The organism is Parasphingorhabdus sp. NYA22 (genome assembly GCF_976973735.1).
In genome coordinates this window covers 804,829-828,277 of record NZ_OZ333477.1, presented here as the reverse complement: position 1 = coordinate 828,277, position 23,449 = coordinate 804,829, and the positions used below count along the sequence as shown (strand labels likewise).

Annotated in this window: 24 protein-coding genes; 13 read left to right on the top strand and 11 right to left on the bottom strand. The window is 57.2% G+C overall.

Annotated features, from left to right (window positions below; all coding sequences use genetic code 11):
• Window positions 1-74: 74 nt before the first annotated feature.
• Entirely contained in the window at window positions 75-944 is an 870-nt protein-coding gene (locus ACWFTY_RS04095; protein ID WP_447526120.1) for a 3-hydroxyacyl-CoA dehydrogenase family protein, read from the bottom strand.
• A 76-nt stretch (window positions 945-1,020) separates the two neighbouring features.
• On the opposite strand from ACWFTY_RS04095, the gene ACWFTY_RS04090 reads away from it, so the two are divergent.
• The gene (locus ACWFTY_RS04090; protein ID WP_447526119.1) at window positions 1,021-2,118 is read left to right on the top strand and encodes a DUF1176 domain-containing protein; all 1,098 of its coding nucleotides are present in this window, start codon (window positions 1,021-1,023) and stop codon (window positions 2,116-2,118) included.
• 3 nt (window positions 2,119-2,121) lie between these two features.
• On the opposite strand, the gene egtD is transcribed toward ACWFTY_RS04090, so the two are convergent.
• From egtD to gluQRS, 5 genes are all read right to left on the bottom strand, one after another.
• Window positions 2,122-3,081 (bottom strand): L-histidine N(alpha)-methyltransferase, encoded by a 960-nt coding sequence (egtD, locus tag ACWFTY_RS04085; RefSeq protein ID WP_447526118.1) that lies wholly within the window; start codon window positions 3,079-3,081, stop codon window positions 2,122-2,124.
• Window positions 3,082-3,097: 16 nt separating this feature from the next.
• Window positions 3,098-4,270 (bottom strand): ergothioneine biosynthesis protein EgtB, encoded by a 1,173-nt coding sequence (gene egtB, locus ACWFTY_RS04080; RefSeq protein WP_447526939.1) that lies wholly within the window; start codon window positions 4,268-4,270, stop codon window positions 3,098-3,100.
• A 171-nt stretch (window positions 4,271-4,441) separates the two neighbouring features.
• The gene (locus ACWFTY_RS04075; protein ID WP_447526117.1) at window positions 4,442-5,020 is read right to left on the bottom strand and encodes a cob(I)yrinic acid a,c-diamide adenosyltransferase; all 579 of its coding nucleotides are present in this window, start codon (window positions 5,018-5,020) and stop codon (window positions 4,442-4,444) included.
• Between the two features lie 12 nt (window positions 5,021-5,032).
• Entirely contained in the window at window positions 5,033-5,263 is a 231-nt protein-coding gene (locus ACWFTY_RS04070) for an HIG1 domain-containing protein (RefSeq protein WP_447526116.1), read from the bottom strand.
• Window positions 5,264-5,272: 9 nt separating this feature from the next.
• Window positions 5,273-6,163 (bottom strand): tRNA glutamyl-Q(34) synthetase GluQRS, encoded by an 891-nt coding sequence (gene gluQRS / locus ACWFTY_RS04065; protein ID WP_447526115.1) that lies wholly within the window; start codon window positions 6,161-6,163, stop codon window positions 5,273-5,275.
• 87 nt (window positions 6,164-6,250) lie between these two features.
• On the opposite strand from gluQRS, the gene ACWFTY_RS04060 reads away from it, so the two are divergent.
• The gene (locus tag ACWFTY_RS04060) at window positions 6,251-6,817 is read left to right on the top strand and encodes an HNH endonuclease (protein WP_447526114.1); all 567 of its coding nucleotides are present in this window, start codon (window positions 6,251-6,253) and stop codon (window positions 6,815-6,817) included.
• A gap of 26 nt (window positions 6,818-6,843) precedes the next feature.
• Here the strand turns inward: ACWFTY_RS04060 and ACWFTY_RS04055 are convergent, their stop codons facing one another.
• The 3 genes from ACWFTY_RS04055 to ACWFTY_RS04045 all read right to left on the bottom strand — a co-directional run bounded on the left by ACWFTY_RS04055 (window position 6,844) and on the right by ACWFTY_RS04045 (window position 8,301).
• Window positions 6,844-7,254, bottom strand: a complete 411-nt coding sequence (locus tag ACWFTY_RS04055) for a response regulator transcription factor (protein WP_447526113.1) — start codon at window positions 7,252-7,254, stop codon at window positions 6,844-6,846.
• 71 nt (window positions 7,255-7,325) lie between these two features.
• The gene (locus ACWFTY_RS04050) at window positions 7,326-7,478 is read right to left on the bottom strand and encodes a hypothetical protein (protein WP_447526112.1); all 153 of its coding nucleotides are present in this window, start codon (window positions 7,476-7,478) and stop codon (window positions 7,326-7,328) included.
• Between the two features lie 187 nt (window positions 7,479-7,665).
• Window positions 7,666-8,301 carry a CPBP family glutamic-type intramembrane protease gene (locus tag ACWFTY_RS04045; protein WP_447526111.1) on the bottom strand — a complete coding sequence of 212 codons (636 nt, stop codon included), beginning with the start codon at window positions 8,299-8,301 and terminating at the stop codon, window positions 7,666-7,668.
• A gap of 110 nt (window positions 8,302-8,411) precedes the next feature.
• Between ACWFTY_RS04045 and ppc the strand changes: the two genes are divergently transcribed.
• Together ppc and ACWFTY_RS04035 are read left to right on the top strand one after the other, a co-directional pair.
• Entirely contained in the window at window positions 8,412-11,099 is a 2,688-nt protein-coding gene (gene ppc, locus ACWFTY_RS04040; protein WP_447526110.1) for a phosphoenolpyruvate carboxylase, read from the top strand.
• Between the two features lie 130 nt (window positions 11,100-11,229).
• Window positions 11,230-13,368 (top strand): molybdopterin-containing oxidoreductase family protein, encoded by a 2,139-nt coding sequence (locus tag ACWFTY_RS04035; protein ID WP_447526109.1) that lies wholly within the window; start codon window positions 11,230-11,232, stop codon window positions 13,366-13,368.
• A gap of 118 nt (window positions 13,369-13,486) precedes the next feature.
• On the opposite strand, the gene ACWFTY_RS04030 is transcribed toward ACWFTY_RS04035, so the two are convergent.
• Entirely contained in the window at window positions 13,487-14,386 is a 900-nt protein-coding gene (locus ACWFTY_RS04030; RefSeq protein ID WP_447526108.1) for an ATP-grasp fold amidoligase family protein, read from the bottom strand.
• A 184-nt stretch (window positions 14,387-14,570) separates the two neighbouring features.
• On the opposite strand from ACWFTY_RS04030, the gene ACWFTY_RS04025 reads away from it, so the two are divergent.
• The 5 genes from ACWFTY_RS04025 to ACWFTY_RS04005 all read left to right on the top strand — a co-directional run bounded on the left by ACWFTY_RS04025 (window position 14,571) and on the right by ACWFTY_RS04005 (window position 19,872).
• Entirely contained in the window at window positions 14,571-15,872 is a 1,302-nt protein-coding gene (locus ACWFTY_RS04025) for an aromatic ring-hydroxylating oxygenase subunit alpha (RefSeq protein ID WP_447526107.1), read from the top strand.
• Window positions 15,873-15,918: 46 nt separating this feature from the next.
• Entirely contained in the window at window positions 15,919-16,674 is a 756-nt protein-coding gene (locus ACWFTY_RS04020; protein ID WP_447526106.1) for a glucose 1-dehydrogenase, read from the top strand.
• 89 nt (window positions 16,675-16,763) lie between these two features.
• Window positions 16,764-17,828 carry a GTPase ObgE gene (gene obgE / locus ACWFTY_RS04015; protein WP_447526105.1) on the top strand — a complete coding sequence of 355 codons (1,065 nt, stop codon included), beginning with the start codon at window positions 16,764-16,766 and terminating at the stop codon, window positions 17,826-17,828.
• A complete protein-coding gene (proB, locus tag ACWFTY_RS04010; protein WP_447526104.1) occupies window positions 17,825-18,934 on the top strand; it encodes a glutamate 5-kinase in 1,110 nt (369 codons plus the stop codon). Before obgE ends, proB begins: the two co-directional genes overlap by 4 nt.
• Window positions 18,935-18,939: 5 nt before the next feature.
• A complete protein-coding gene (locus tag ACWFTY_RS04005; protein ID WP_447526103.1) occupies window positions 18,940-19,872 on the top strand; it encodes an NAD-dependent epimerase/dehydratase family protein in 933 nt (310 codons plus the stop codon).
• Here ACWFTY_RS04005 and ACWFTY_RS04000 read toward each other — a convergent pair whose 3' ends face one another.
• Window positions 19,873-20,397: a Pycsar system effector family protein gene (locus ACWFTY_RS04000; protein ID WP_447526102.1), complete on the bottom strand. Its 525-nt coding sequence runs from the start codon at window positions 20,395-20,397 to the stop codon at window positions 19,873-19,875.
• Window positions 20,398-20,560: 163 nt separating this feature from the next.
• On the opposite strand from ACWFTY_RS04000, the gene ACWFTY_RS03995 reads away from it, so the two are divergent.
• The 4 genes from ACWFTY_RS03995 to ACWFTY_RS03980 all read left to right on the top strand — a co-directional run bounded on the left by ACWFTY_RS03995 (window position 20,561) and on the right by ACWFTY_RS03980 (window position 23,420).
• Window positions 20,561-20,806: an acyl carrier protein gene (locus ACWFTY_RS03995; RefSeq protein WP_447526101.1), complete on the top strand. Its 246-nt coding sequence runs from the start codon at window positions 20,561-20,563 to the stop codon at window positions 20,804-20,806.
• 91 nt (window positions 20,807-20,897) lie between these two features.
• A complete protein-coding gene (spt, locus tag ACWFTY_RS03990) occupies window positions 20,898-22,097 on the top strand; it encodes a serine palmitoyltransferase (RefSeq protein WP_447526100.1) in 1,200 nt (399 codons plus the stop codon).
• Window positions 22,097-22,633 (top strand): hypothetical protein, encoded by a 537-nt coding sequence (locus ACWFTY_RS03985; protein ID WP_089133259.1) that lies wholly within the window; start codon window positions 22,097-22,099, stop codon window positions 22,631-22,633. Before spt ends, ACWFTY_RS03985 begins: the two co-directional genes overlap by 1 nt.
• On the top strand, window positions 22,626-23,420 hold the full coding sequence (locus ACWFTY_RS03980; protein WP_447526099.1) for an enoyl-CoA hydratase/isomerase family protein: 795 nt from the start codon (window positions 22,626-22,628) through the stop codon (window positions 23,418-23,420). Before ACWFTY_RS03985 ends, ACWFTY_RS03980 begins: the two co-directional genes overlap by 8 nt.
• Window positions 23,421-23,449: the final 29 nt, after the last annotated feature.

Genomic DNA, 23,449 nt, shown 5'->3' with positions numbered 1-23,449 from the left:
CGCCCTGACCCTAACGCCGGACGAATTCTCGATCTTTGTTCTAGTCCGAAAACCCGAAATTGAAAGCAGTCTGCCTACATTGTCGGAACCGGCACTTCGCCGGAATAGTCATAAAAGCCCTTGCCTGTCTTGCGGCCGAGCCAGCCGGCTTCGACATATTTCGTAAGGATCGGCGCAGGACGATATTTCGGATCGCCGAAGTCGTTCTGCAATACGCGCAGGATTTCCAGCAACGTATCGAGGCCGATCAGATCGGCCAGCGTGATCGGCCCCATCGGGTGGCCGAGGCCAAGCTGCACACCGCGATCAATATCTTCCATCGACGCCGTGCCTTCACCCAATGCGAAGAAAGCTTCGTTGAGCATCGGCAGCAGGATACGGTTGACGACGAAACAGGGTGAATCTTTCGCCATAACCGGGCTCTTGCCGACGGCTTTGGCAAAATCGCTGGCCATCGTGGCGGTCTGGTCGCTGGTCGCCAGTCCGCGAATGACTTCAACCAGCCCCATCAGCGGCACCGGATTGAAAAAATGCACGCCGACAAAGCGCGACGGATCTTTCACCGACTGCGCCAGCCGGGTGATCGAGATTGACGAAGTATTGCTCGCGAGAATTGCCTGATGGCCGAGAACCTCGGAAGCCGCCGCGAAAATCTGGCGTTTGACCTCTTCCCGCTCGGTGGCCGCTTCGATGATGATGTCGGCATTGGCCATTGGATCAAGCTGGACGATCGGTTCGATTCGGCCGAGCGCGGTCTCGGCCGCCTGCTGCTCGATCTTTTCCTTTTCCACCAGCCGCGCCAGCTGCTTGGCGATACCGGCCTTGCTACGTTCGGCAATCTCCATGCTGACATCCGAAAGATAGACATGATAGCCTGCCTGAGCTGAAACCTGAGCGATACCGGCGCCCATTTGTCCCGATCCGATAATGCCAATTGCTTTCATTTCATGCCTTTCGAGCTGTTCTATGTGTTTGAACAAGCCACTAGCGATTGTCGATCAAACTGGCTAGATTGCAATTATGCCCCCTATCAATTTCATCGCCGGAATATTTGCGTTAATCACCGCCAGTGGCGCGCTACCGGCTCCGCAGCCGGGTGAGATACTTACCTTCAAGGACTGGACCGTGGGCTGCGACAATGGCGGCAATTGTCAGGCCATTTCGTTGGTCCCGGATGACGAAGGGGCCGGTTTTGATGGCTGGGACGGACCGGTCTCGATCGTACGCACCGCCGGCAGCGATGATATTTTCAAGATTCGCGTCCTGTTTCAGACCCAGGATATCGACCGCTACAGGATGAATATCGACGGCAAGCTGGTTGATACCGGGCCGATTGTGCAGGGCGACTATCCGATTGAGATTGTCGGCAAAGATGCCGAAAAGGTGGCGAAGGCCATTATCCAGGGCAAACATCTTGTCATAGAGGGCCCCCGCGGCGAGAATATCACCCAGATCTCGCTGGCCGGTTCATCGGCGGCCTTGCGCTATATGGACGAGAAGCAGCAGCGCGCCGGAACCGCTACGGCGCTGGTCGCAACAGGATCGCGCGCCTTTCAGCCCGCGAATATTGAAATTCCGACGATCATCGTCGACCCATGGGATACTGCCAAGCTCGCCCCGGAAACAGGCGATATTGTCGCACTGGTCGAAGAGTCCCGATGCAAGGACGAGCGCTATGGACTGGTCGAGGATCAAGTCTTTCCGCTCGGCAAACGCGGCAATAGATTCCGGGCGCTGGTGCTGATTTCCTGTGGCTCGGGTGCCTATAATTTTTCCAGCGCGCCCTATATCGGCGAATATGTCGAGAATGAACGTGCCACCAGCGACTGGACTTTTGCTCCCGCCAAATTTGACCGGCAGCCGAGCTGGGGCGGCGAAGGCAGTGATCCTTTGCTGGTCAACGCCAGCTGGGACGAACAGGACCAGACAATAAGCAGCTATGGCAAGGGCCGCGGTCTCGGCGATTGCGGGAGCGCAGAAAATTATATCTGGGACGGGGACATGTTCCGTATGGTCGATGCCAGCGCGATGCCGGAGTGCCGCGGTGCCTATGAATGGATCACCATCTGGCGAGCCCAATATCGCAAGCTGGAACAGGCCGCAGCACCAGCAAAATAGGCGTCAGGGCGCGTATTTGAGCGGGTGCGCTTCTACCAGCATCAGCGTGAAATAATCCTGCTCGTCGCTCCATTCGTGTAATGGCGTCCAGCCGCCCGCCCGCAACATCAGGCGGGCATCGCGCAAGCCATATTTGTGGCTGTTCTCGATGTGGATTTTCTGACCCTCGGCCATTTCATGGACATGCCCGTCGATTGAGAACCGGACATCAGCCTGTGCTTCGAGATAGATTTCCACCCTGGCATAAAGATCGTTCCAGACGGCCACATGCCGGAATTTGTCGCAGGGAATATCACCGTCCAGTTCGCGGTTGATCCGGTGGAGCAGATTGAGCGAGAATTGTGCCGTCACGCCAGCAGCATCATCATAAGCGTCAACCAGCGTCTGAATGTCCTTGATCCGGTCAAAGCCGATCAGAAGCTGAGCGCCCTCGCCCAGGGTCTCCCGCATGAAGCGCAGCAGATCCACAGAGGTGCGCGCGATCATATTGCCAATCGTCGAGCCAGGGAAAAAACCTAGCTTCGGCATGTCGGCAACAGCTTCGGGCAGCGCGACGCGGGTCATGAAATCCGCTTCGACCGGATATATCGGCAGGTCAGGAAATTCTTCCTGAAGTAACGATGCGCTATGCTCGAGAAACTCGCCCGAAATGTCGATCGGCACATAAGCGGCCGGATCAATCGCCTTCAGCAAATGGGGAGTCTTGACCGAACTGCCGGAGCCGAATTCGATCACCGCCCGCCCCGTCCCCACGGATGCGGCGAAGGCGGGTCCGTTCGCCTTGAGAAGCTCTGTTTCCGTGCGGGTTGGATAATATTCCGGAAGCCCGGTAATTTCCTCGAACAATTCCGAACCGCGCCGGTCATAAAGCCAGCGCGCCGGAATGGCATAGGTCTGCTTGTCAAAACAGCGCCTGACGTCCTTGCGAAACGTATGATCGACGAGCGAAGTAGTCATGTCCATGGGGTCGTCCTTTGCGTCAAAGGTCTTTGGCGAGCCGCAGTCCACAGAACTGCCAGCGCTGGTGAGGATAAAAGAAATTGCGGTAACTGGGGCGTATATGGCCGGGCGGCGTAGCAATGCTACCGCCCTTCAGGACAGATTGCCCCGACATGAATTTCCCATTATATTCGCCCACTGCGCCTGCAGCAGGCTTGAACCCGGGATAAGGCAGATAGGCACTGCCGGTCCATTCCCACACGGCACCGCTATTGGGCAGGCCATTGTTCGCGGCCACCTCCCATTCGGCTTCAGTCGGCAAACGCGCGCCTGCCCATGTTGCATAAGCATCGGCCTCGTAGTGGCTGACATGCTTGACGGCCGCCGCCCGATCGAGACTGTGATTGCCGGCCAGTCCGAACTCGCTCCACTCCAGATCAGATTTTCTGTTCCAATATAATGGCGCTTCAATCGCCTGATTCTGGACCCAGGCCCAGCCGTCGGACAGCCAGTGGCGGGCATCGCGATAGCCGCCGTCTTCAATGAACGCGAGCCATTCGCCATTGGTCACCGGCCGATTGGCAAGAGCATGCGGGCGGAGCAGCACCTCGTGGCACGGGCCTTCGCAATCAAAGGCAAAGCTCCGTCCTGCATGTCCGATCTGCTGGATGCCGGCCTTGCCTTCAAGCCATTGCAGGGGGCCGGAATCAGCGGCGCGAGCGGGCGCTTTGTCAGAATAAGCAGGCTTCAACGGGTTGCGGGAAAACAGATGGAGAATATCCGTCAGCAGCAATTCCTGATGCTGCTGTTCGTGATGGAGCCCGAGCTCGACCAGATCGAGCAACTCTGCCGAGAAGCCCTCCATCGCGTCTGCCATCGCCTTGTCGACATGGGTGCGATAGTCGATCACTTCTGCCAGCGACGGACGAGTCAGCAAGCCTCGTTCAGGCCGCGCGTGCCGTGCGCCTTCGGCTTCATAATAGCTGTTGAACAGATAGGGGTAAGCCTCGTCGAACAACTGATAACCGGCAACATGATCGCGCAGCAGAAAGGTTTCGAAAAACCAGCTGATATGGGCCAGGTGCCATTTTGTCGGAGACGCATCATCCATCGACTGCGCTGTCGCATCGGCGTCACTCAGACCTTTAGCGAGTGCGACCGAATGGCGCCTGACATCCCGGTAACGATCCAGCAGAACGGTCGATCGGGAAATATTTTCGGCGTCGAGCGAAGGCGGGAACGGGCGTTGCGGTTGGCTTGCGATCAATCCTACTCCGGTGGAAGCTCGGGTTCTTGATGGAACATAGAGCGAACGATGATTAGGTCAACAACGCATATTCGCACCAGTTGGTTGCATATATTCGCAAGGCGTTGCGCTTTTGCGCTAGCGCGATGCTCCCGGCACCCACAAAATATCATCCTTGCCGCCATTATTCAGCGCCCGTCCGAGCACGAACAGATAGTCCGAGAGACGATTGATATAGGCCAGCGCCTGCGGGTTGATGGACATGTCTCTGCCAGCCGCGACACAGGTGCGTTCGGTTCGCCGGGCAACGGCGCGGACAAGATGGACCGCCGCAGCGGCCTTCGCGCCACCAGGCAGGATAAAACTGGTCAACGGATCAAGCTCGGCAGTGGCCGCGTCGATTGCTTTCTCCAGCCGCTCCACTTGTGATGGGACGACTCTCAGCACCATTTCTGATGGAGCAAAATCATCACCGTCGGCTGCCGGCGTTGCCAGATCCGCACCGAGATCAAACAGGTCATTCTGGATGATACGCAATGTCTGGACCAGCGCCTCGTCGGTGATTTCGCAAATCGCTACACCGAGCGCGCTGTTCAATTCATCGACATCGCCAATCGCCGCCATGCGCGGATCATTTTTGGCAATGCGCGATCCATCGACCAGCCCGGTCGTACCGTCATCGCCGGTTTTCGTGTAGATTTTATTGAGCTTTACCATCGGGAAAGCGGCCTAGCTCTGGCCACCCGCCACAGCCAGCAATATCACCACCAGGATGATCGCAATCGCCTGATATTTGACGCGGGCAAACATCATCTCGTTCTGCTTCTTATGTGACGCGGTAATGCCGTCTGCATCGACGTCGCCCGGTTCCATATTGGCGAAGGCGATCAGCCCGCGCACGAGTGCATAAACGACAGCGCCTGCGGCTGCGATGATCATCAATATCAAAATATAGCTCATATATTCACCTTAAGCCTGGGAAAGGGAGATTCCAACAGGGAAAATTCCTGCTCTGAGTTCCTGCACTAACCTATATCCGTCTTCGCCCGCAGTCCGCAATACGGACAAAGAGGCAGATCCCCGGCTTTTGGACAGCTTTCCACCATTTTCATCGAGCAAAAGCGGATGATGGAAATAGGTCGGCGTCGGCAAATCCAGCAGCGCCTGCAGCAAACGATGGATGTCGGTGGAAGCGAACAGATCGTCCCCGCGCACGACATGGCTGATCGCATCGCGAGCATCGTCAAGCGTCACGGCAAGATGATAAGCCGCCGGCATATCCTTTGGCACCAGGATAACATCGCCGAGTCGTTCGGGATCGCTCGATTGCTCGCCGTGCCGTTCATCCGTCCATCTCAGTGGTCCGGAGATCGCGGCCGCTTTCGCCACATCTAGCCTCCAGCTGTGCGGCTCCGTTACCGCCCGCTTTCTGGCCAATTCCGGGTCCAGATGCCGGCAAGTTCCCGCATAGATCGGACCATCCGGCCCTTCCGGCTGCGGACCGTCCTCCTGCAATTGCCGCATGTCCGAGCGGGTACAAAAGCAGGGATATAGTAGCCCCATCGCCTTCAGCCGGTCGGCGGCGGCAGCATAGCTTTCCAGCCGTGCAGACTGGAAAATCACATCCCGGTCCCAGTCCAGACCCAGCCAGCGCAGGTCGTCGAGTATCGCCCTGACGAATTCGGGACGACTGCGGCCGCCGTCGATATCCTCGATCCGGAGCAGAAACCGGCCACCCCGTGCCCGGGCGAAGTCATGCGCCACCATCGCGGCATAGGCGTGGCCCAAATGCAACAATCCGTTGGGGCTCGGGGCAAAACGCACCACAATATCTGGGTTTAAATGCGTACTTGACGTCATAAGCCGGATATTGTTCTTTGTGTAACAGTCATGTCACGTTCTTAGGCATAAAGAGCAGACAGTAAAGGACAAGGGAGACAGACGCTTATGTATCACCCCGACCTGCAAAGGCATCCGGAAAGCTGCCCCTCGCTCGTCCTCAACGCAGACTATACGCCGCTGTCTTATTATCCGCTCAGCTTGTGGCCCTGGCAAACCGCAATCAAGGCCGTATTTCTTGACCGGGTCGATATTATTTCCAGCTATGAGCGCGAAGTGCACAGCCCCAATCTCGACATGAAAATCCCGTCGGTGATCGCGCTAAAAAAATATATCAAGCCTTCCGAATATCCGGCTTTCACCCGCTTCAACCTGTTTCTGCGCGACAAGTTCGAGTGCCAATATTGCGGATCACCCGAGCATCTGACCTTTGACCATGTCATCCCGCGCCGCCAGAAAGGCCGCACAACCTGGGAAAATGTCGCCACCGCCTGCCTGCCCTGTAATCTCAAGAAGGGTGGCCGCACGCCCAAGGAAGCGCATATGCAGCTCGCCAATCGGCCGATCAAACCAACCAGCTGGCATCTCCAGGAACATGGCCGGGCTTTCCCGCCCAATTTCCTGCACGATACGTGGCATGACTGGCTCTATTGGGATATCGAACTGGAAAGTTAGGCCGGTTCAGGCCTTATGCCCGGAAATCAGACGTAGCGCATCGGCAGTTTTTGCGTATCTTTGCGCTTTTGCACTTTATCCAGCATATTTTCGACGACCACCACCAGTTCGTCGGGGTCGAACGGCTTTTTCAGATAATCCGTTGCACCCGCCTCCAGCGCAATACGTTCATCAACGGCGGAAGATCTTCCGGTGAGCATCAGCACTGGGGTCGCGAACAGCTCGTGATGGTTGCGGATCCGCCGAACGACCTCGACTCCGCCCATTCCCGGCATGCTGCAATCCAATATGATCAGATCGGGATTTTTCGCCTTGGCAACCTTGAGCGCAGTAAGTCCGTCGCCGATCACGCCGATGGCATGACCCGCATCCATCAGCGTATCACGAACGATCTCGGCGACAAGTTCGTCATCCTCGGCATAAATAATTCGCGCCATTAGAAATCTCCTTGATCGGGCAAACTAGCGGAAACTGGTTCATTCATGTCCTTGTCTGCTATTGACGGCGGTCAGGCCGTTTGGTGAAGCACCTTATCCGGTTCATTCAGCTTGCTTTTATCAATATCACCGCCCGAGACGCGCGTTTGAAAATCGAGGTTGGCAGCGGCCCGGCCGAAATCGTCGTCGCCGAAAACCGTCAGAACCCACCGGTTCATGGGCAAATTGGGTTAATTGCCCGAGACGCCCCGGGTGGAACAAACTCCTCGCCGTTAACCTTGATATTTTTGGCAATGCTGACCGGTTCCGCTGGCTGTAAACTCTTTCGGATCCTGGCCGTACTGTCTCAGTCGCGGATGCCGAGGAACCGGAACGTCTGACCGAGACTGTTAAAAATCCCGTGCGCGAAAATCAGCGGCATGATATTTTTGCGTCCGAACCAGAGGTAAAGCCACCGGCGCCGGTGATCAGGGCGCCGTACATGCCCTGATAATAATAATGCCGGTATCCGAAGAAAATCGAGGAAAACAGGGCGGCTACAATATCGGCTTTCCATCCGCCACCAAGGGCGGTGCTCGTCCGGTCAATGACAAAAGCGCGGAACAGCAGTTCCTCGAAAAACGAGCCATGGGTCCAGACCAGCAGCATGATTCCGATATAGGCTGCGAGGTTGCCTTCAATATGGTCAAACCGCCCGCCCGTGCCGACATCCTCGAAAAATGCATTGGCAAACAGCTGCATCAACTGCGTTGCGGCGATGAAAGCGGCCATTGAAAGCAGCGTAAGGCCGATCGTCTTCCACCAGTTTTCAGGCCAGCGAAGCCCCAGGTCTTTCCATCCGAGCCCGCTGCGCCGCAATATCATGGTCGCAACCACCATCGCCGACAATGTGGATGCCGGCCCCGCATAGAGATAGCTGAACGGCAAGACCGATTGCTTGACGATGACGAGCACCGCCAGAATTGTCAGCAGGTCTAATAGCGCACTACCGTCAAACAGTTTTGCCTGTCTCGTTAAAACGGGTTCAGAATCCGGACTGCCTGACATATAAACCTATCCTCACTCACGGTGTATTATATAGGTATAACACTGGTTATTATTATCGCAACCGCACAGAATTTCTTGACCGTTACGACGGTGCAGTGCAGCATATAGGCATGACCCAGCCCCTCACCGTAAGCCAAAACCCGGACATCAAATATCTCGGCAAATTGCTGGGCGATGTTATTCGTTCCTATGGTGGGGAGGAACTGTACCGGCGCACCGAATATATCCGGTCAACCAGCGTTGATCGCCATCGCGGCCTTGCCGATGCGGATGCGATTGATCCTGGTCTCGACGCGCTGTCACTCGATGAAACGCTCGCCTTTGTGCGCGGTTTCATGCTGTTTTCCCTGCTCGCCAATCTCGCCGAGGATCGCCAGGGCGTTGCCGCTGAAAAAGGCGCCACGGTTGTCGAGGCAATCGAACTGCTCGCCAGCGAGGGCGTTGACCGGGAAGCGATCCTGAAGCTGCTCGACGATGCGCTGATCGCGCCGGTACTGACCGCCCACCCGACCGAAGTGCGGCGCAAGAGCATCATCGACCATAAATCCCGCATTGCCGAACTCCTGATGATGAAAGACGAGGGGGAGACAGAAACACCGCAAGGCGACATGCTCGACGCCGCTATCCTGCGCCAGATCGCCTTGCTTTGGCAGACCCGTCCGCTGCGCCGCGAGCGGCTGTTCGTCACCGATGAAGTCCAGATTTCGCAGAGCTATATGAAGGATGTGTTCCTGCCTGTCCTGCCCCGGCTCTATGCCAAATGGGAGCGGACTCTGGGCGCGCGGCTACCCAGTTTCCTGAAACTCAACAGCTGGATTGGCGGCGATCGCGATGGCAATCCCTTCGTCGACGCCGGTGCCATGGAAGAGGCGCTTTCGCGGGCCGCCGAAACCGTGATCGGCTATTATCTGATGTGCGTGCATACATTGGGCGCAGAGCTGTCCATTTCCACCGAGCTCGCGAATGTACCCGACGCTGTAATCTCGCTGGCCGAAGCCAGTGGCGACGATTCGCTCAGCCGCAAGGACGAGCCCTATCGCCGCGCATTGTCCGGCATCTATGCGAAATTGTCGGCAACCCATCTCAAGCTTTGCGGTCATGTACCGGGCCGCGCGTCGACCATTACAGCCCAGGCCTATGACAATCCGCAGCAGTTACGAGAGGAACTGGTGATTCTTGCGCAAGGCCTCAAGTCGGCCGGCAAGGGTGTCTTCGCGACATCCGGAGCGCTTGGCCGCCTGATCCGGACAGTAGAGCTTTTCGGCTTCCATCTCGCCACCCTCGACATGCGCCAGAACAGCAAGGTCCATGAACGTGTCGTCGCCGAACTGCTGAAACAGGCGGGCGTCGAGGATGATTATCTGGCGCTGGACGAAGCGGCACGGGTCAAGCGGCTCCGTGCCGAACTGGCCAACAACCGGCCGCTGGCCAGCCCGTGGATCACCTATAGCGACGAGACCGCAAAGGAATTGTCGATCATCCGGGCCGCTGCCGAAGCGCACCGGAAATATGGCCCCGAGGTCATTACCAATTATAATATCAGCAACGGCGAAAGCGTGTCCGACATATTGGAAGTCTATGTCCTGTTGATGGAGACGGGTCTCTATCACGCGCCGACCGAGAACGACGCATCCCCGTCCTGCCCGGTGATGGCGGTGCCGTTGTTCGAGACCGTGGCCGATCTGGAAAATGCGCCCGAAGTGATGACCGATTTCTTCGCTCTTCCGGAGATGCACGCGCTCGCGAAAGGACGCGGCCATCAGGAAGTGATGATCGGCTATTCGGACAGCAACAAGGATGGCGGTTATCTGACCTCGACCTGGAGCCTGTTCAAGGCGAGCGATGCGCTGACTCCGATATTTGCCAAGGCGGGCATAAAAATGCAGCTCTTCCACGGACGCGGCGGGGCCGTGGGCCGTGGTGGCGGCTCGGCCTTCGGCGCGATCAAGGCGCAGCCCAAGGGAACCGTCGCCGGCCGCATCCGGATCACCGAACAGGGTGAAGTGATTGCCGCGAAATATGGCACCGAAGATGTGGCAGAAGCTAATCTGGAAGCGATGACTTCGGCCGTGCTGATCAATTCGCTAGAACCTGACCGGACCGACAGCAAAGTGCTGGCCGAACACGCGGCGGCGATGGACCAGATCTCGCAAGTCGCGTTCTCCGAATATCGCGATCTGGTCTATGGCGACGACAGTTTCCGGACCTTCTTCCGGCAGATGACGCCGCTGACGGAAATCGCCAAATTGAAAATCGGCTCGCGCCCGGCCAGCCGGACGAAAAGCGACAAGATCGAGGATTTGCGCGCCATTCCCTGGGTGTTCAGCTGGGCCCAGGCCCGCGTCATGCTGCCTGGCTGGTACGGTGTCGGACAGGCGCTCAATCGTTTTGAGGACAAGGCGAAGCTGAAAGACATGGCGCAAAGCTGGCCATTCTTTCAGGCGTCTCTGTCCAATATGGAAATGGTACTGGCCAAGTCCGATATGGGCATCGCCGCCCGTTATGCCGAACTGGTCGAGGATCAGGACATGGGTCAGGCCTTTTTCGGCCGCATCCGTTCGAGCTGGTACCAGACCCGCGACATATTGCTCGATATCACCGATCAGCCGCATCTGCTGGCGAAAAGCCCGGCGCTGTTCAACAGCATCGAGTTGCGCCTGCCCTATATCGAGCCGCTCAACCATCTCCAGATCGAGCTGATGAAACGCCTGCGCGCCGGGGAAGATGACACGCGCATCGGCGAAGGCATCCAGTTGTCGCTCAACGCGATCGCTACCGCGCTGCGCAATAGCGGCTGACTTTTAGCTGCATTTGCGGCCCGCGCAGACAAATATAGTGCGCGGACCGGAAAGCGATTCTTCCGAGCATTTTTGTCAGTCGCCTGCGCTGTCATCCCTGCCTAGACTTCTCCGAAATCAGGAGAGATTCATGGCTGTCGAGACCAAGCGTAGTTTTTGCCGTTTTTGCCACGCAAGTTGCGCAATGATCGTCGAGGTGGAGGACGATAAGGTCAAATCCGTGCGCGGCGACAAGCAGGACCATCTGTTCCACGGCTATACCTGCATCAAGGGCCGCCAGCTACCCGACATGCACAACCTGCCCGACCGAATGATCACCAGCAAGATCCGTCAGCCGGACGGCAGTTTCAAGGACATCTCGACCGCCGAAGCGCTCAAACTGGCGGGCGCGCAGATGAAGAAAATGGTCGAGGAACACGGCCCCCATAGCATCGCCGTCTATTGCGGCACCAACGCCTTCCAGAACAGCGCCGTGCTTGGCACATCTTATGCCTTTGCCCAGGGCATCGGTTCGCGCAACTGGTATACCAGCGTCACCGTCGATCAGCCGGCCAAGGTGTTCACCACCGCGCGCTATGGCATGTGGATGGGTGGCGGCAACGCCTTCACCGAATCCGATGTTGCGATGTTTGTCGGCAATAATCCTATTGTCTCCCATTATTCCGGCGGCATGCCAACATCCTCGCCATCACGCGGCCTGCGCGATGCCAAGGAACGCGGTCTCAAGGTTATCGTCGCCGACCCGCGGGTCAGCGAAATGGGCAAATTGGCCGACATCTATCTGCCGGTCAAACCAGGTGAAGACCCGGCTCTGCTCGCCGGGATGCTCAACGTCATTTTCGAAGAGAAGCTCTACGACCAGAATTTTGTCGCAGCCCATGTCGATGGCGTCGAAGAACTGGAAGCAGCGGTCAAGTCCATGACACCCGATATCGCCGCGAAACGCGCCGGGGTCGACAAGGACCAACTCGTCGCTGCTGCCCGTATGTTCGCTGGCGCCCACAAGGGTCGCGTCGTCACCGGCACCGGTCCGGAAATGGCTGGCAATGGCACGCTGACCGAATATCTGGTCGCCTCGCTCAACATCCTGTGCGCCCGCTTCAACCAGGAAGGCGAGAAGGTTTCGGCGCCGATGGTATTCAATCCATTGATGGGCGGACCGAAAAAGGCCCAGGTTGCACCGAAAATGCCGACCTTTGGCGAAGGCTTCCCGAAATCGCGGATCCGCGGCCTCGGCCATCTCGGCAAGGAAATGCCGTGCAATGTGCTGGCCGATGAAATCCTGACACCGGGTGAAGGCCAGATCAAGGCGCTGATCTCGATCGGCGGCAATCCGGAAATCGCTTTCCCCGACCAGCAGAAAGTCCGCCGCGCGCTGGACGAATGCGAATTGTTCATCCAAGTCGATCCGTGGATGTCGGCCAGCGCCAAGCGCGCCGATATGATCCTCGCGCCCTCCATGTGCCTGGAACGCGAAGACATCAACAATGTCTCCGATGCCTTTACCGAGGAAGCCTATGGCCATTATACCGAAGCGATGGTGCCCGCTCCCGGCGACACGATGGACGAATATGAAATGCTGTGGTGGCTCGCCAAACATATGGGCATCGAAATGAATTTTCCCGGCGGCCCCGTATCGATGGACGAATGCCCGGACAAGGCGACCGTGCTCGACCTTATTTCCGAAGGTTCGCTGCTCAAGCCGAGCAAGGCCAAAGCCGATGCAGCGGCGCTGGAGCGCAAGGGGGCAGCGATCACCTATGAGGAACTGCACCCCGTGGTCGGTCCGGCCGATCCGGATGCGCAGGAGAAATTCGATCTCAACGCCGGCGCAATGCCCAGCGAGCTTCTCGACTATGCCGCCAATGATCCGGTCGAAAACGGCTTCGACTTCCGCCTGATCTCCCGCCGGTCCAAGCATCGCTACAACAGCAACGGTCATACTTTCCCGAAACTGGTCGAGAAAATGCCGACCAATCCGGCCTTCTTCAACCCCGCTGATCTGGCCGCAGCAGGCATAGAAGACGGCGCAATTATCGAAATAACCTCACCGACCGCCTCGATATTCGGCCTTGCCAAAGCAGACGACAAAGTCCGCCAAGGCGTTATCTCGATGAGCCATGCCTTCGGCGACAGCGAAGCCGGCAAAGGCGACGTGATGACCAAGGGCGGATCGACCAACCGGCTGATCGTCGACGACGCCCATCTCGATCCAATCACCGGGCAAGCGATGCAGAGCGCGATTCCGGTCAGAGTGAGCGCGGCATAGATCTAGAAAATAGCGGAGAATTCGATAGCTGGAGGGTCTGCGGCATCTTGTCGCGCCTCTCGGCTTTGACTTCGCATAACGCCAGTCTCTTGATGACCGGTCTCTAGATGAAGCGCGATCAGGCCGCTTGTGGCTGCCATCGTCCATCCAGAAATTGGCGGGCTGTGGGGTCGGCAGATCCTGCCAACCACAATGCGCCAATCATAAGATCTAGTTCGGGAGGATCGAATGGATCAAGTCCCGAACCCGGATAGAATGTGACTTCACCGAATTTTGGCTTGCCAGCGATTTCATAAAAATCAATGCGTGCAAAATCAAACTCACCGGCAACTTTTTCGGCACCATCCAGAATTTTTGCCAAATGCTCGGGCGCGGATGGAAGATCGCGATCACCAAGCCGGGAAATCTGGTTCCATTGTCGATCAAATAATATCCACCGGTGGTCCGAATCGCGATCCAGATGAACTTGAATGAAGGCCGCCTTGCCGGCGAACACGTAAATTTTATAGTCGATCGGAAGCTCGGCAGCGCTACCCAGATAGGGTTCTACAATATAGGCTCGCGGGATGTCGCGATAGGCCCACTCATCAAGCCACAGCCCATAAGGGGCACGCGTCCATCTGGCGGACTCTCGTCGTGCCTTTTGCCAGTCGGACTGATCGCGACAGACGATATTCTGATTGCAGCCGTGGCTTGCCTTCAGGATGAAGGGGTAAGGCCATGACGGATGTTCCGGCAGGGTCCGGCCACTCCAGTAAGTCGGAATGATCCATTCCCCGCCCAATAGATGTCCAATCTGCTTTTTCACCGCGATCTTGTCCGCCATCACCGGCATCATCGGATTGTGATCGTAAAGTTTCCGCCATTGGACAAGCTCTGAAAAGCGCTGCGGATTCAGCAAGTCCGGCAATCGACCATGCCGCCACCAATATATAATATATATTCGCAAGCGGGCAGAAGGGATCAGCCAGTTTGGCAAGGCAGGCAGGAACCGCAGATTCACCGTTATCTTACGCATGATCGTCCGTCCGGTTCCTTCTGTCTTTATCGGTATCTGTCCATGCCCCGAGAGCGGGAATCAAAGCCAAGTGGTAACGACGGAATGGATACACCTGCGATATGGAATCCGGTCTATCATATTTGCCAATCGACTTTAGCGCATGAATCGCGTCTTTCCTATCGGCAGGAAGAGGACCGGAAACATGCCGATGACGCAAGCCTATATCGATCAGATGAAACGCCTGATGGAATGGGAAGCCTCCCGCAAGGCGCCGCCCGAGGATTTCCCGCGGTTACCGGATTTGCCAGCAGGTCGCTACACGTCCCAGGAATATTACGACCTGGAGCAGGAACATCTGTGGAAAAAGACATGGCTGTTTGCGGCCCACATCGATGAAGTGCCCGACCCCGGCTGCTTCATGAAATGGGAACAGATCGGCGATCCGATCATCATCGTCCACGGCATGGATGGTGAAATACGCGCTTTCTACAACACGTGCCGCCATCGCGGCGCACCGGTGGTCACCGAAGAGAAGGGCAAGGCACCGCGGCTGATGTGCGGCTATCACAACTGGACCTACAAGACCGACGGCACTCTGGTCGGCGTAACCGACAAGCAGGATTTTCCGCCGGATTTCGATCTGTCTTGCCGCAGCCTGATTCCAGTCAAATGCGAGATGCTGGGCAATCTGATTTTCGTCAACTTTGACGAAGAAGGGATGCCGCTTAAACAATGGCTCGGGCCCGTCTGGGACGAGTGGAAGGAATTCCGCTTTGACAAGATCAGGCTCGCGGCCCGCCATAGCTTCGACCTGAAGTGCAACTGGAAGGTGGCGATGGAAGCCAATATGGAGGTCTATCACGTGCCCTTCATCCATCCCGACACGGTAGCGCCGCTCGTCGACAGCAAGCGCAATGTGAACACCATCTATCCCAATGGCCATGCCCGGATGCTGGCCCCGGCACCGCAGCAGACCGACCGCGAACATGTCCGCGCCATCGATAGCTCGCCCAACTGGCAGGAAATTGAAGGCGTCGGTGAATTTGGCCGGACCTGCACGCAAAGCTACACCATGTTTCCCAACTGGGTGTCGCCATTGAGCAATTATTTTGTGCCGCCGCTGATTTTCTGGCCGACTTCGCTCAACACGACGCGGATCGAGCTGGTGACCATGGCGATGGACTGGGGCGATGGCCCGGCACCGGACCTCTGGACCGTACCGGACGAAAGCAAGCCCAATGGCCGCGACATGTCGCCGATCATCCTCGAAGACACGCAATTTGGCGAGATGATCCAGAAATCGATGGAGAGCGACGGCTTCAAAAGCGTGCCGCTCAGTTATCAGGAAGCGCGCATCTACAGCTTTCACCAGACGTGCGACAAGATGATCGGCCTCAACCGGGTGCCGGAACATCTGGCGGTCGAGCAGGTGATTGGCGAGGAATGGGTCTATCCCAATGATCCCCGCGTCGCCGAAATGGAACAGATGGAAGCGGCAGAATAGCGGCTTAAAACCGCCAGCACCACAGGACAGCAACCGGGAGAAACTAATGGGACGCGTGCAAGACAAGATCATATTATTGACCGGTGGCGCGATGGGGCTGGGCAAGGCCGCCGCACAGCGCCTGATCGACGAAGGCGCGCGCATCATAATCACCGATCACAACGCCGAAGCCGGAGCCGCAACGGCGGCAGAGCTCGGCGACAATGCCGAATTTCTCGAGCAGGATGTCACCGATCCGGATCGCTGGGGTGAAGTGATCGCCCATGTCGAGGCCGAATATGGCCGGCTGGATGTGCTGGTGAACAACGCCGCAGTCACGGTTTTCGGTTCAATAGCGGATGTGAGCTACGAGGATTTCAAGCGCTGTTACACCGTCGATGTCGACTCGATCTTTCTGGGTTGCAAGACGGCCTTACCTCTAATGAGCAAGACGGGCGGCTCGATCATCAACCTTTCATCGGCTGCCGCGATTAACGCCAGCGCCGATCTGGTCGCTTATAACAGCGCAAAGGCTGCGATCCCGATGCTGACCAAATCCATCGCACTCTACTGCGCGCGCGAGAAAAACAAGGTTCGGGTCAATGCGGTTCTGCCCGGCACAATCATGACCCCCAATGTTCGCAGCGTTATCGACGGAACGCCAAATCCGGCAGAAACCGAGGAATCCTTCGCACTCGCCCAGCCGGTTGGTCATATGGGCGAACCCGATGATATCGCGCATCTGATCGTCTATCTTGCTTCAGATGAAACCAAATTCGCCACCGGAGCGGCATTTGCGGTCGACGGAGGCCTGAGCATCTAGCCTGTCAGACCGATCAATGGATAAAGGCAATGTCGTTATATTGCAGCAAAGCCTAGCCTTTCGCGCACCAAATCCCTAAATGCACAACCATGCATTTTCTCGATCAAGCCAAAATCTATGTCAGCTCCGGTCAGGGCGGGCCTGGCGCTGTCAGTTTCCGGCGCGAAAAATATATTCAATATGGCGGTCCCGACGGCGGCAATGGCGGTAAAGGCGGCGATATTGTCTTCCTGGCGGTTGAAGGCCTCAACACGCTGATCGACTTCCGCTATGCCCAGCATTTCAAAGCCCCGCGCGGCAAGGGCGGCGCTGGCCGTAACCGGACCGGCGCAGGCGGCGAGGATCTCGTCGTCAAAGTACCCGTCGGCACGCAAATATTGTCGGAAGACAAGGAGCATGTGCTGCTTGATTTCACCCACGAGGGCCAGCAAGCGATGTTCCTCGAAGGCGGAATCGGCGGACGCGGCAATGCCAGCTATAAAAGTTCGACCAACCGCGCGCCGCGCCAGCACCAGCCCGGTGAACTCGGCGAGGAAGCAGCCGTCTGGCTGCGACTCAAGTTGATTGCAGATGCCGGTCTTGTCGGCCTGCCCAATGCGGGCAAATCGACGCTGATCAACAAAGTGACCAACGCCGGCGCGAAAGTAGGCGCCTATCCGTTTACCACCATCCATCCGCAACTCGGCGTAGTGCGGCACAAGAGCCGCGAATTCGTGCTGGCCGATATCCCCGGACTGATCGAGGGCGCGGCAGACGGAGCCGGTATCGGTGACCGCTTTCTCGGCCATATCGAGCGGTGCAAGATTTTGCTCCATCTCATCGACGCAACCGGTGATGACCCGGTAAAAGCCTGGAAGACGGTGAGCAAGGAACTGGAGAAATATGGCGGCGGACTTGCCGAGAAGCCCCAGATACTGGCGCTCAACAAGGCCGACTTGCTGGACGACGAGCTGATGGCCGACATCGCCGATCAGTTGCGCGCAGCCGGTGCGGAACATGTGCTCCCGGTATCGGGTGCCACCGGCGAAGGCCTGGACGCGGCTCTGGACAAAATTCTTGAAGCGGTTGGTGAAAACAGCTCGATCGAACGCAAGGGTCAGACAACGCTGACCTCAGGCAAAGAGGATGTAGCCAAGGATTGGTCGCCACTGTGAGCGCCGCAAAGCCGGACACGATAGTCGTCAAGGTCGGGTCTTCCCTGCTTGTCGGCGAAGACGGCCAGGCACGCCGCGACTGGTTGAGAACGCTGGTTGCAGACATTGCCAAACGCCATCAGGCAGGTGACAATCTTATCATCGTTTCATCGGGATCGATCGCGCTTGGCGCGCGCAAACTTGGTCTGGAAAAAGGCGGCCGGGCGAGCCTGGCCGATGCCCAGGCAGCAGCCTCCATCGGCCAGATTGCATTGAGCAGCCTTTGGTCAGAGCTGCTCGGAGAGCATCAGCTTACCGCCGCCCAGATGCTGCTCACGCTCGACGATATGGAAGATCGCAAACGCTATCTCAACGCGACCGCGACACTGGAAAAGCTGCTCGAACATCGCGCCATTCCGGTGATCAACGAAAATGACAGCGTCGCCACCGACGAAATCCGCTTTGGTGACAATGACCGGCTGGCCGCACGGGTGGCCCAAGCTGGTGGAGCGGACCGGATATTGCTGCTTTCCGATATCGACGGCCTTTACGATCGCAGGCCGGACAGTGAAACCAACGGACAATTTATCGGCGTGGTAGAAACGGTCGACGATTCGATCATGGCGATGGCAGACGGCTCATCCTCATCCGGATTGGGTTCGGGCGGAATGACGTCGAAGCTGGAAGCAGCAAAAATCGCCAATCTCGCCGGAATCGAACTGTCGATCATCTCGGGACGCGAAGAACATCCGCTGGAACGCTATACGCTGACCAATGTCGGCACATTGTTCAAGGCAGGCGACGGCGCCAATGCCCGCAAAGCCTGGCTGGGCGGGCGTCTTACCTCGGCCGGATCGATCACCATCGATGCCGGTGCGGAGGCCGCCTTGCAATCCGGCAACAGCCTGCTGGCGGCAGGGATCATCACGATTGACGGCCAGTTCGAACGCAGCGATGTAATCGAAATCAAAAACGAAGACGGTCTGACGATCGCGCGCGGTCTGGCCGAATATAATGCGCTCGATTGCGCCAAGATCATCGGCCGCCGCAGCTCCGAACTGGAGCCGCTGCTTGGCTATGCCCCGCGCAGCGCAGTGGTTCACCGCAACCAGATGGTGATGGTCTAGTCACCATGACCGTAGCCGCTCAAAAGACAGTCGCGATCACGGGCGCGACAGGCTTTGTTGGCAGCCGGATGCTCAATCTTGTGGTTCGGGAAGGATATGACGCGCGCGCCCTGACCCGGCGCAAGCAGGATGACCGTCCGGGCGTCACCTGGGTACGCGGTGCACTGGGCGACAAAGCAAGCCTCGCAACATTATGCAGCGGCGCGGATATGGTCCTGCATATCGCCGGCGTCGTCAACGCACCTGACCGAGCCGGTTTCGAGGCCGGGAATGTCGCAGGGACACTGGCCGTCATCGAAGCCGCCAAACAGGCCGGGGCCAAGCGCTTCATCCATGTCTCTTCGCTGGCAGCCACGCAGCCGCAGCTGTCAATCTATGGCGAGACCAAGGCCAAGGCCGAAAAACTGGTGAAAACCAGCGGCCTCGACTGGACGATCCTCCGCCCGCCCGCCGTCTATGGCCCGGGCGACGGCGAATTTCTGGATCTGTTCAAAATGGCCCGACTGGGGTTCGTGACCCTGCCGCCTGATGCTGACGGCCTTTTATCAGTGATCCACGTCCAGGATCTGTGCCAGGCGCTGCTTGCGCTGTTGCCGGAACGGGAAGATTTTACTGCTGAGATTTTCGAGGTTGATGACGGCAAGCCGGGCGGCTGGACGCAGGCCGGTTTTGCCAAGGCGATAGGTCAGGCGATAGGCAAACGCGTTGCTACGGTGGGCATACCAAAATCCCTGTTGCGTCTCGCTGCCAGGGCGGACCGTCTGGCCCGCGGCGACAAGGCCAAGCTTACCGCAGACCGGGTCAATTATTTTTGCCATGACGACTGGACGATTGACCCGCAAAAGCGCCTGCCGACGCAATTGTGGCAAGCAGAGATCGAAACGCGGCAGGGCCTGAAGGATACCGCAAAATGGTATCGCCACAACGACTGGCTGTAGTCAGACCTGGAGAATCGGTCCGGCGAACTGTTCGTAAACATAGGTGATGAAGGTCAGCGTCAGGCCGATCAGAAATACCCGATAGGCCCAGCCGAGAAAACGGTATTTCTTCTGTTCCAGAATCTGCCCCATTTGATAGATATCGCGCAGCATCGCCCGATAGGTTGATTCCTGGGTGCGCAATTCCTTTTCCAGCAGGAGGTCGATGAACTCGTCTTCACTGACTTTCGAAAAGCCGCCAAAGAACAGCATATTGGGAGAAGTGTCTTTCCGCGGCCTCACCGATGGCATCACCGCCAGTGCCGCCAAGCCGGCGGACCCGAAGGCCGAAATAGCGAGAATCAGAAGCGGCAGGGAGATATTGCCGGCGTGGCTTTGGCCAATGGCGAGCGTGAACACGACAAAGGTCGCGCCAATCAGCATATTCGCCTTGTTATCCGCCATAACGCTCAATTGCACATGATGTCGCTGGGTGGTGCCAAGCGCGTACACAACTTCATCCGGCCATTTGCTGCCTTCGTCCATAAACACTATCCCCCAGAGTCGACTGCGATACGGCAGAAGCGTGGCAGAAAGCACATGCTTGGGCAAGCCAAGGCACGCATTGTGCCGCTTTTACGCCTTATTCACTTGCCAATGGTGCGCATGTCTTGGCAAAGGTCAGGAATAGCAATTTTGAAAGCATATTATGGCAAATCGCGACGAAATCATGACCAAGATCAGCGAATTGATCGGGCCGTTCAACAATAAGGGCGTCGATCTGGCCGCAGGCACGACCTTTCAGGGTGATCTCGAATGGGACAGCTTGACGGTCATGGACTTTGTCGCCGCCGTCGAAGACGAATTTGATATCATCATCACCATGAACATGCAGGCCGAGATCGAATCCGTCGGCCAGCTCGCCGATGCCGTCGCAAAGTTGATGGAAAACTAAAGCCAGACACCCGTTCGCCCTGAGGAAAACTAAGGGTCGCACGAGCGGGTAGTTGGTACTTCGACAGGCTCAGGACTAACGGAAGTAAAGCATGACCGATCTACTCAGTAAATTTGATCCGCTCATTCAGGAGCGTGAAAATCTCCTCGCCACGGGCGTCAAGGACCCGTTTTCGCTGGTGATGGAGGAAGTCATCTCGCCCACTGTCGCCATTTGCGATGGCAAGGAGACCATTCTCCTCGGCACCTATAATTATATGGGCATGACCTTTGACGACGACGTTCGTCAGGCGGGATTGAAAGCGCTCAAGGAATTCGGTTCCGGCACCACCGGCAGCCGGGTACTCAACGGCACCTACAGCCTGCATCGCGATTGCGAGGAAGCGCTCAAGGAATTCTACGACATGGACCATGCGATGGTCTTTTCCACCGGCTATCAGGCCAATCTCGGAATCATCTCCACGCTCGCCGGCAAGGGCGACTATGTCATTCTCGACATCGACAGCCATGCCTCCATCTATGACGGCTGCGCTATGGGCAATGCCGAGGTCGTCGCCTTTCGCCATAACGATGTCGAAGCGCTGGAAAAGCGCCTGAAACGCCTCCCCGCCGAAGCCGGCAAGCTGGTCGTCCTCGAAGGCGTCTATTCAATGCTCGGCGATGTCGCACCGCTCAAGGAAATGGTACGCATCTGCAAGGAAAACGGCGCGATGGTGCTGGTCGACGAAGCGCATAGCATGGGCTTTATCGGCGAGAACGGGCGCGGCGTGTGCGAAGAACAGGGCGTGATTGACGATGTCGATTTCATCATCGGCACGTTCAGCAAAAGCGTCGGCACGGTTGGCGGCTTCTGCGTCTCCAACCACCCCAAATCCGAAATTTTGCGGCTAGTTTGCCGTCCCTATGTGTTCACCGCCAGCCTGCCGCCCAGCGTCATGGCAACGGCGAGCACCTCGATCCGCAAGCTGATGCACAGCGGCAACAAACGCGCGCATCTGTGGGAGAATAGCAAAAAGCTCCACAAAGGCCTACGCGATCTCGGCTTCACCCTCGGTACACCGGAAGCGCAAAGCGCGATCATCGCAGTGATCATGCCCGATCTCGAAAAAGGCGCGATGATGTGGCAGGCGCTGCTCGCCGAAGGGCTTTATGTGAACCTGGCAAGACCGCCAGCGACACCCGCGAATATGACTCTGCTACGCTGTTCATTATGCGCGGAACATACAAGCGAACAGGTCGACCAGATATTGGGCATGTTTGAAGCGGCCGGGAAAGCGGTCGGGGCGATTTGATGCCAGTCAGAAATAGACATCAGATTCAATTGTTTCTGATCGCTATTTTCTCTATTTTTGGCTTAGCTGCATGTGATGCCCAAAAAGCCCAAGCTCCCTCGGATGAACTCATAACAGAAACAAAGTCTATCGAAGTCTATCCTCACGCCAAGTCGGTACGTTTATTCATTGAAGACCGACCACTCAACGACGATGGCTTCTTTGGTATGGGCAATGTCGATGGGGTCGAGTTGACTTCCGAGCAACGAATGATGTTTGAAAAAGCCATCTTTCGTCAAATCATCGTTCAACGTCCCGAAAGTGGCGAAGGTGCCTACGAAGAAGCATGTTTTATTCCCCACCATTTCTTCCGATATTTTAATGAATTGGGAGAAATGGTTGGCGAAATAGAAATTTGCTTTTGTTGCGATGGAGGGTTGGCCAGTCCGGCATTGATCGAACCTGCGGATGATCAGTGGGTCGAATATGACATAGCAACAATCAAGAAATTGGTTCAATCGATGGACCTTCCAACGGACGTAAACTGTAATGAATAATCCCATCCTCATCGAACAGCGCGGCGCGATCGAAATCCTGGCGCTCAACCGCCCCGAAAAGCTCAACACGATGAACGAGGAAATGATCTTTGCGCTGCAGGATTATTTCCGCGGTCTGCAGAAGCGTCTGGATGTCCGTGTCGTTCTCTTCCGCGCAGAAGGCCGCGCCTTTTGCGCGGGTCTCGATATCGGTGGCTGGAAGAATGCCGGCTCGCGCGGGCAGGTCCAGCACGTCTGGAACACCCAGCGTTCGATCGCCACCGTGATGCAATTGATGCGGCAATGTCCGCAGCCGATTATTGCGCTGGCGCAGGGCGCCGCCTGTGGTGGCGGTTTCTCGCTGTTACTCGCCAGCGATGTTCGCTTTGGCGCGCCATCGCTCAAAATGAACGCCGCCTATATCAAGATCGGTCTCGGCGGCTGCGATATGGGATCGAGCTATTTTCTGCCGCGGATGGTCGGCGCGTCAATTGCGTCGGAACTGATCCTGACCGGCCGGTTCATCCATGCCGAACGGGCGGAGAAACATGGCCTGATCAGCGAGGTTGTCGACGAGGACAAGCTGCTCTCGACCGGCCTGTCGCTGGCCGAAGAAATGCTCGACACCGCGCCAATGGGTTTGCGCCTGTCTAAGGATGCGCTCAATCGCAATATCGATGCACAGAGTTTCGAAGCCGCCCTCGCCATCGAAGACCGGCAGCAGGTGATGCTGTCGATGACCGAAGACAGCCGCGAGGCGGCCAAGGCGTTTTTTGCGAAGCGGAAGCCGGACTACAAGGATCGGTGATTTCTCGTCATCCTGAACTTGTTTCAGGA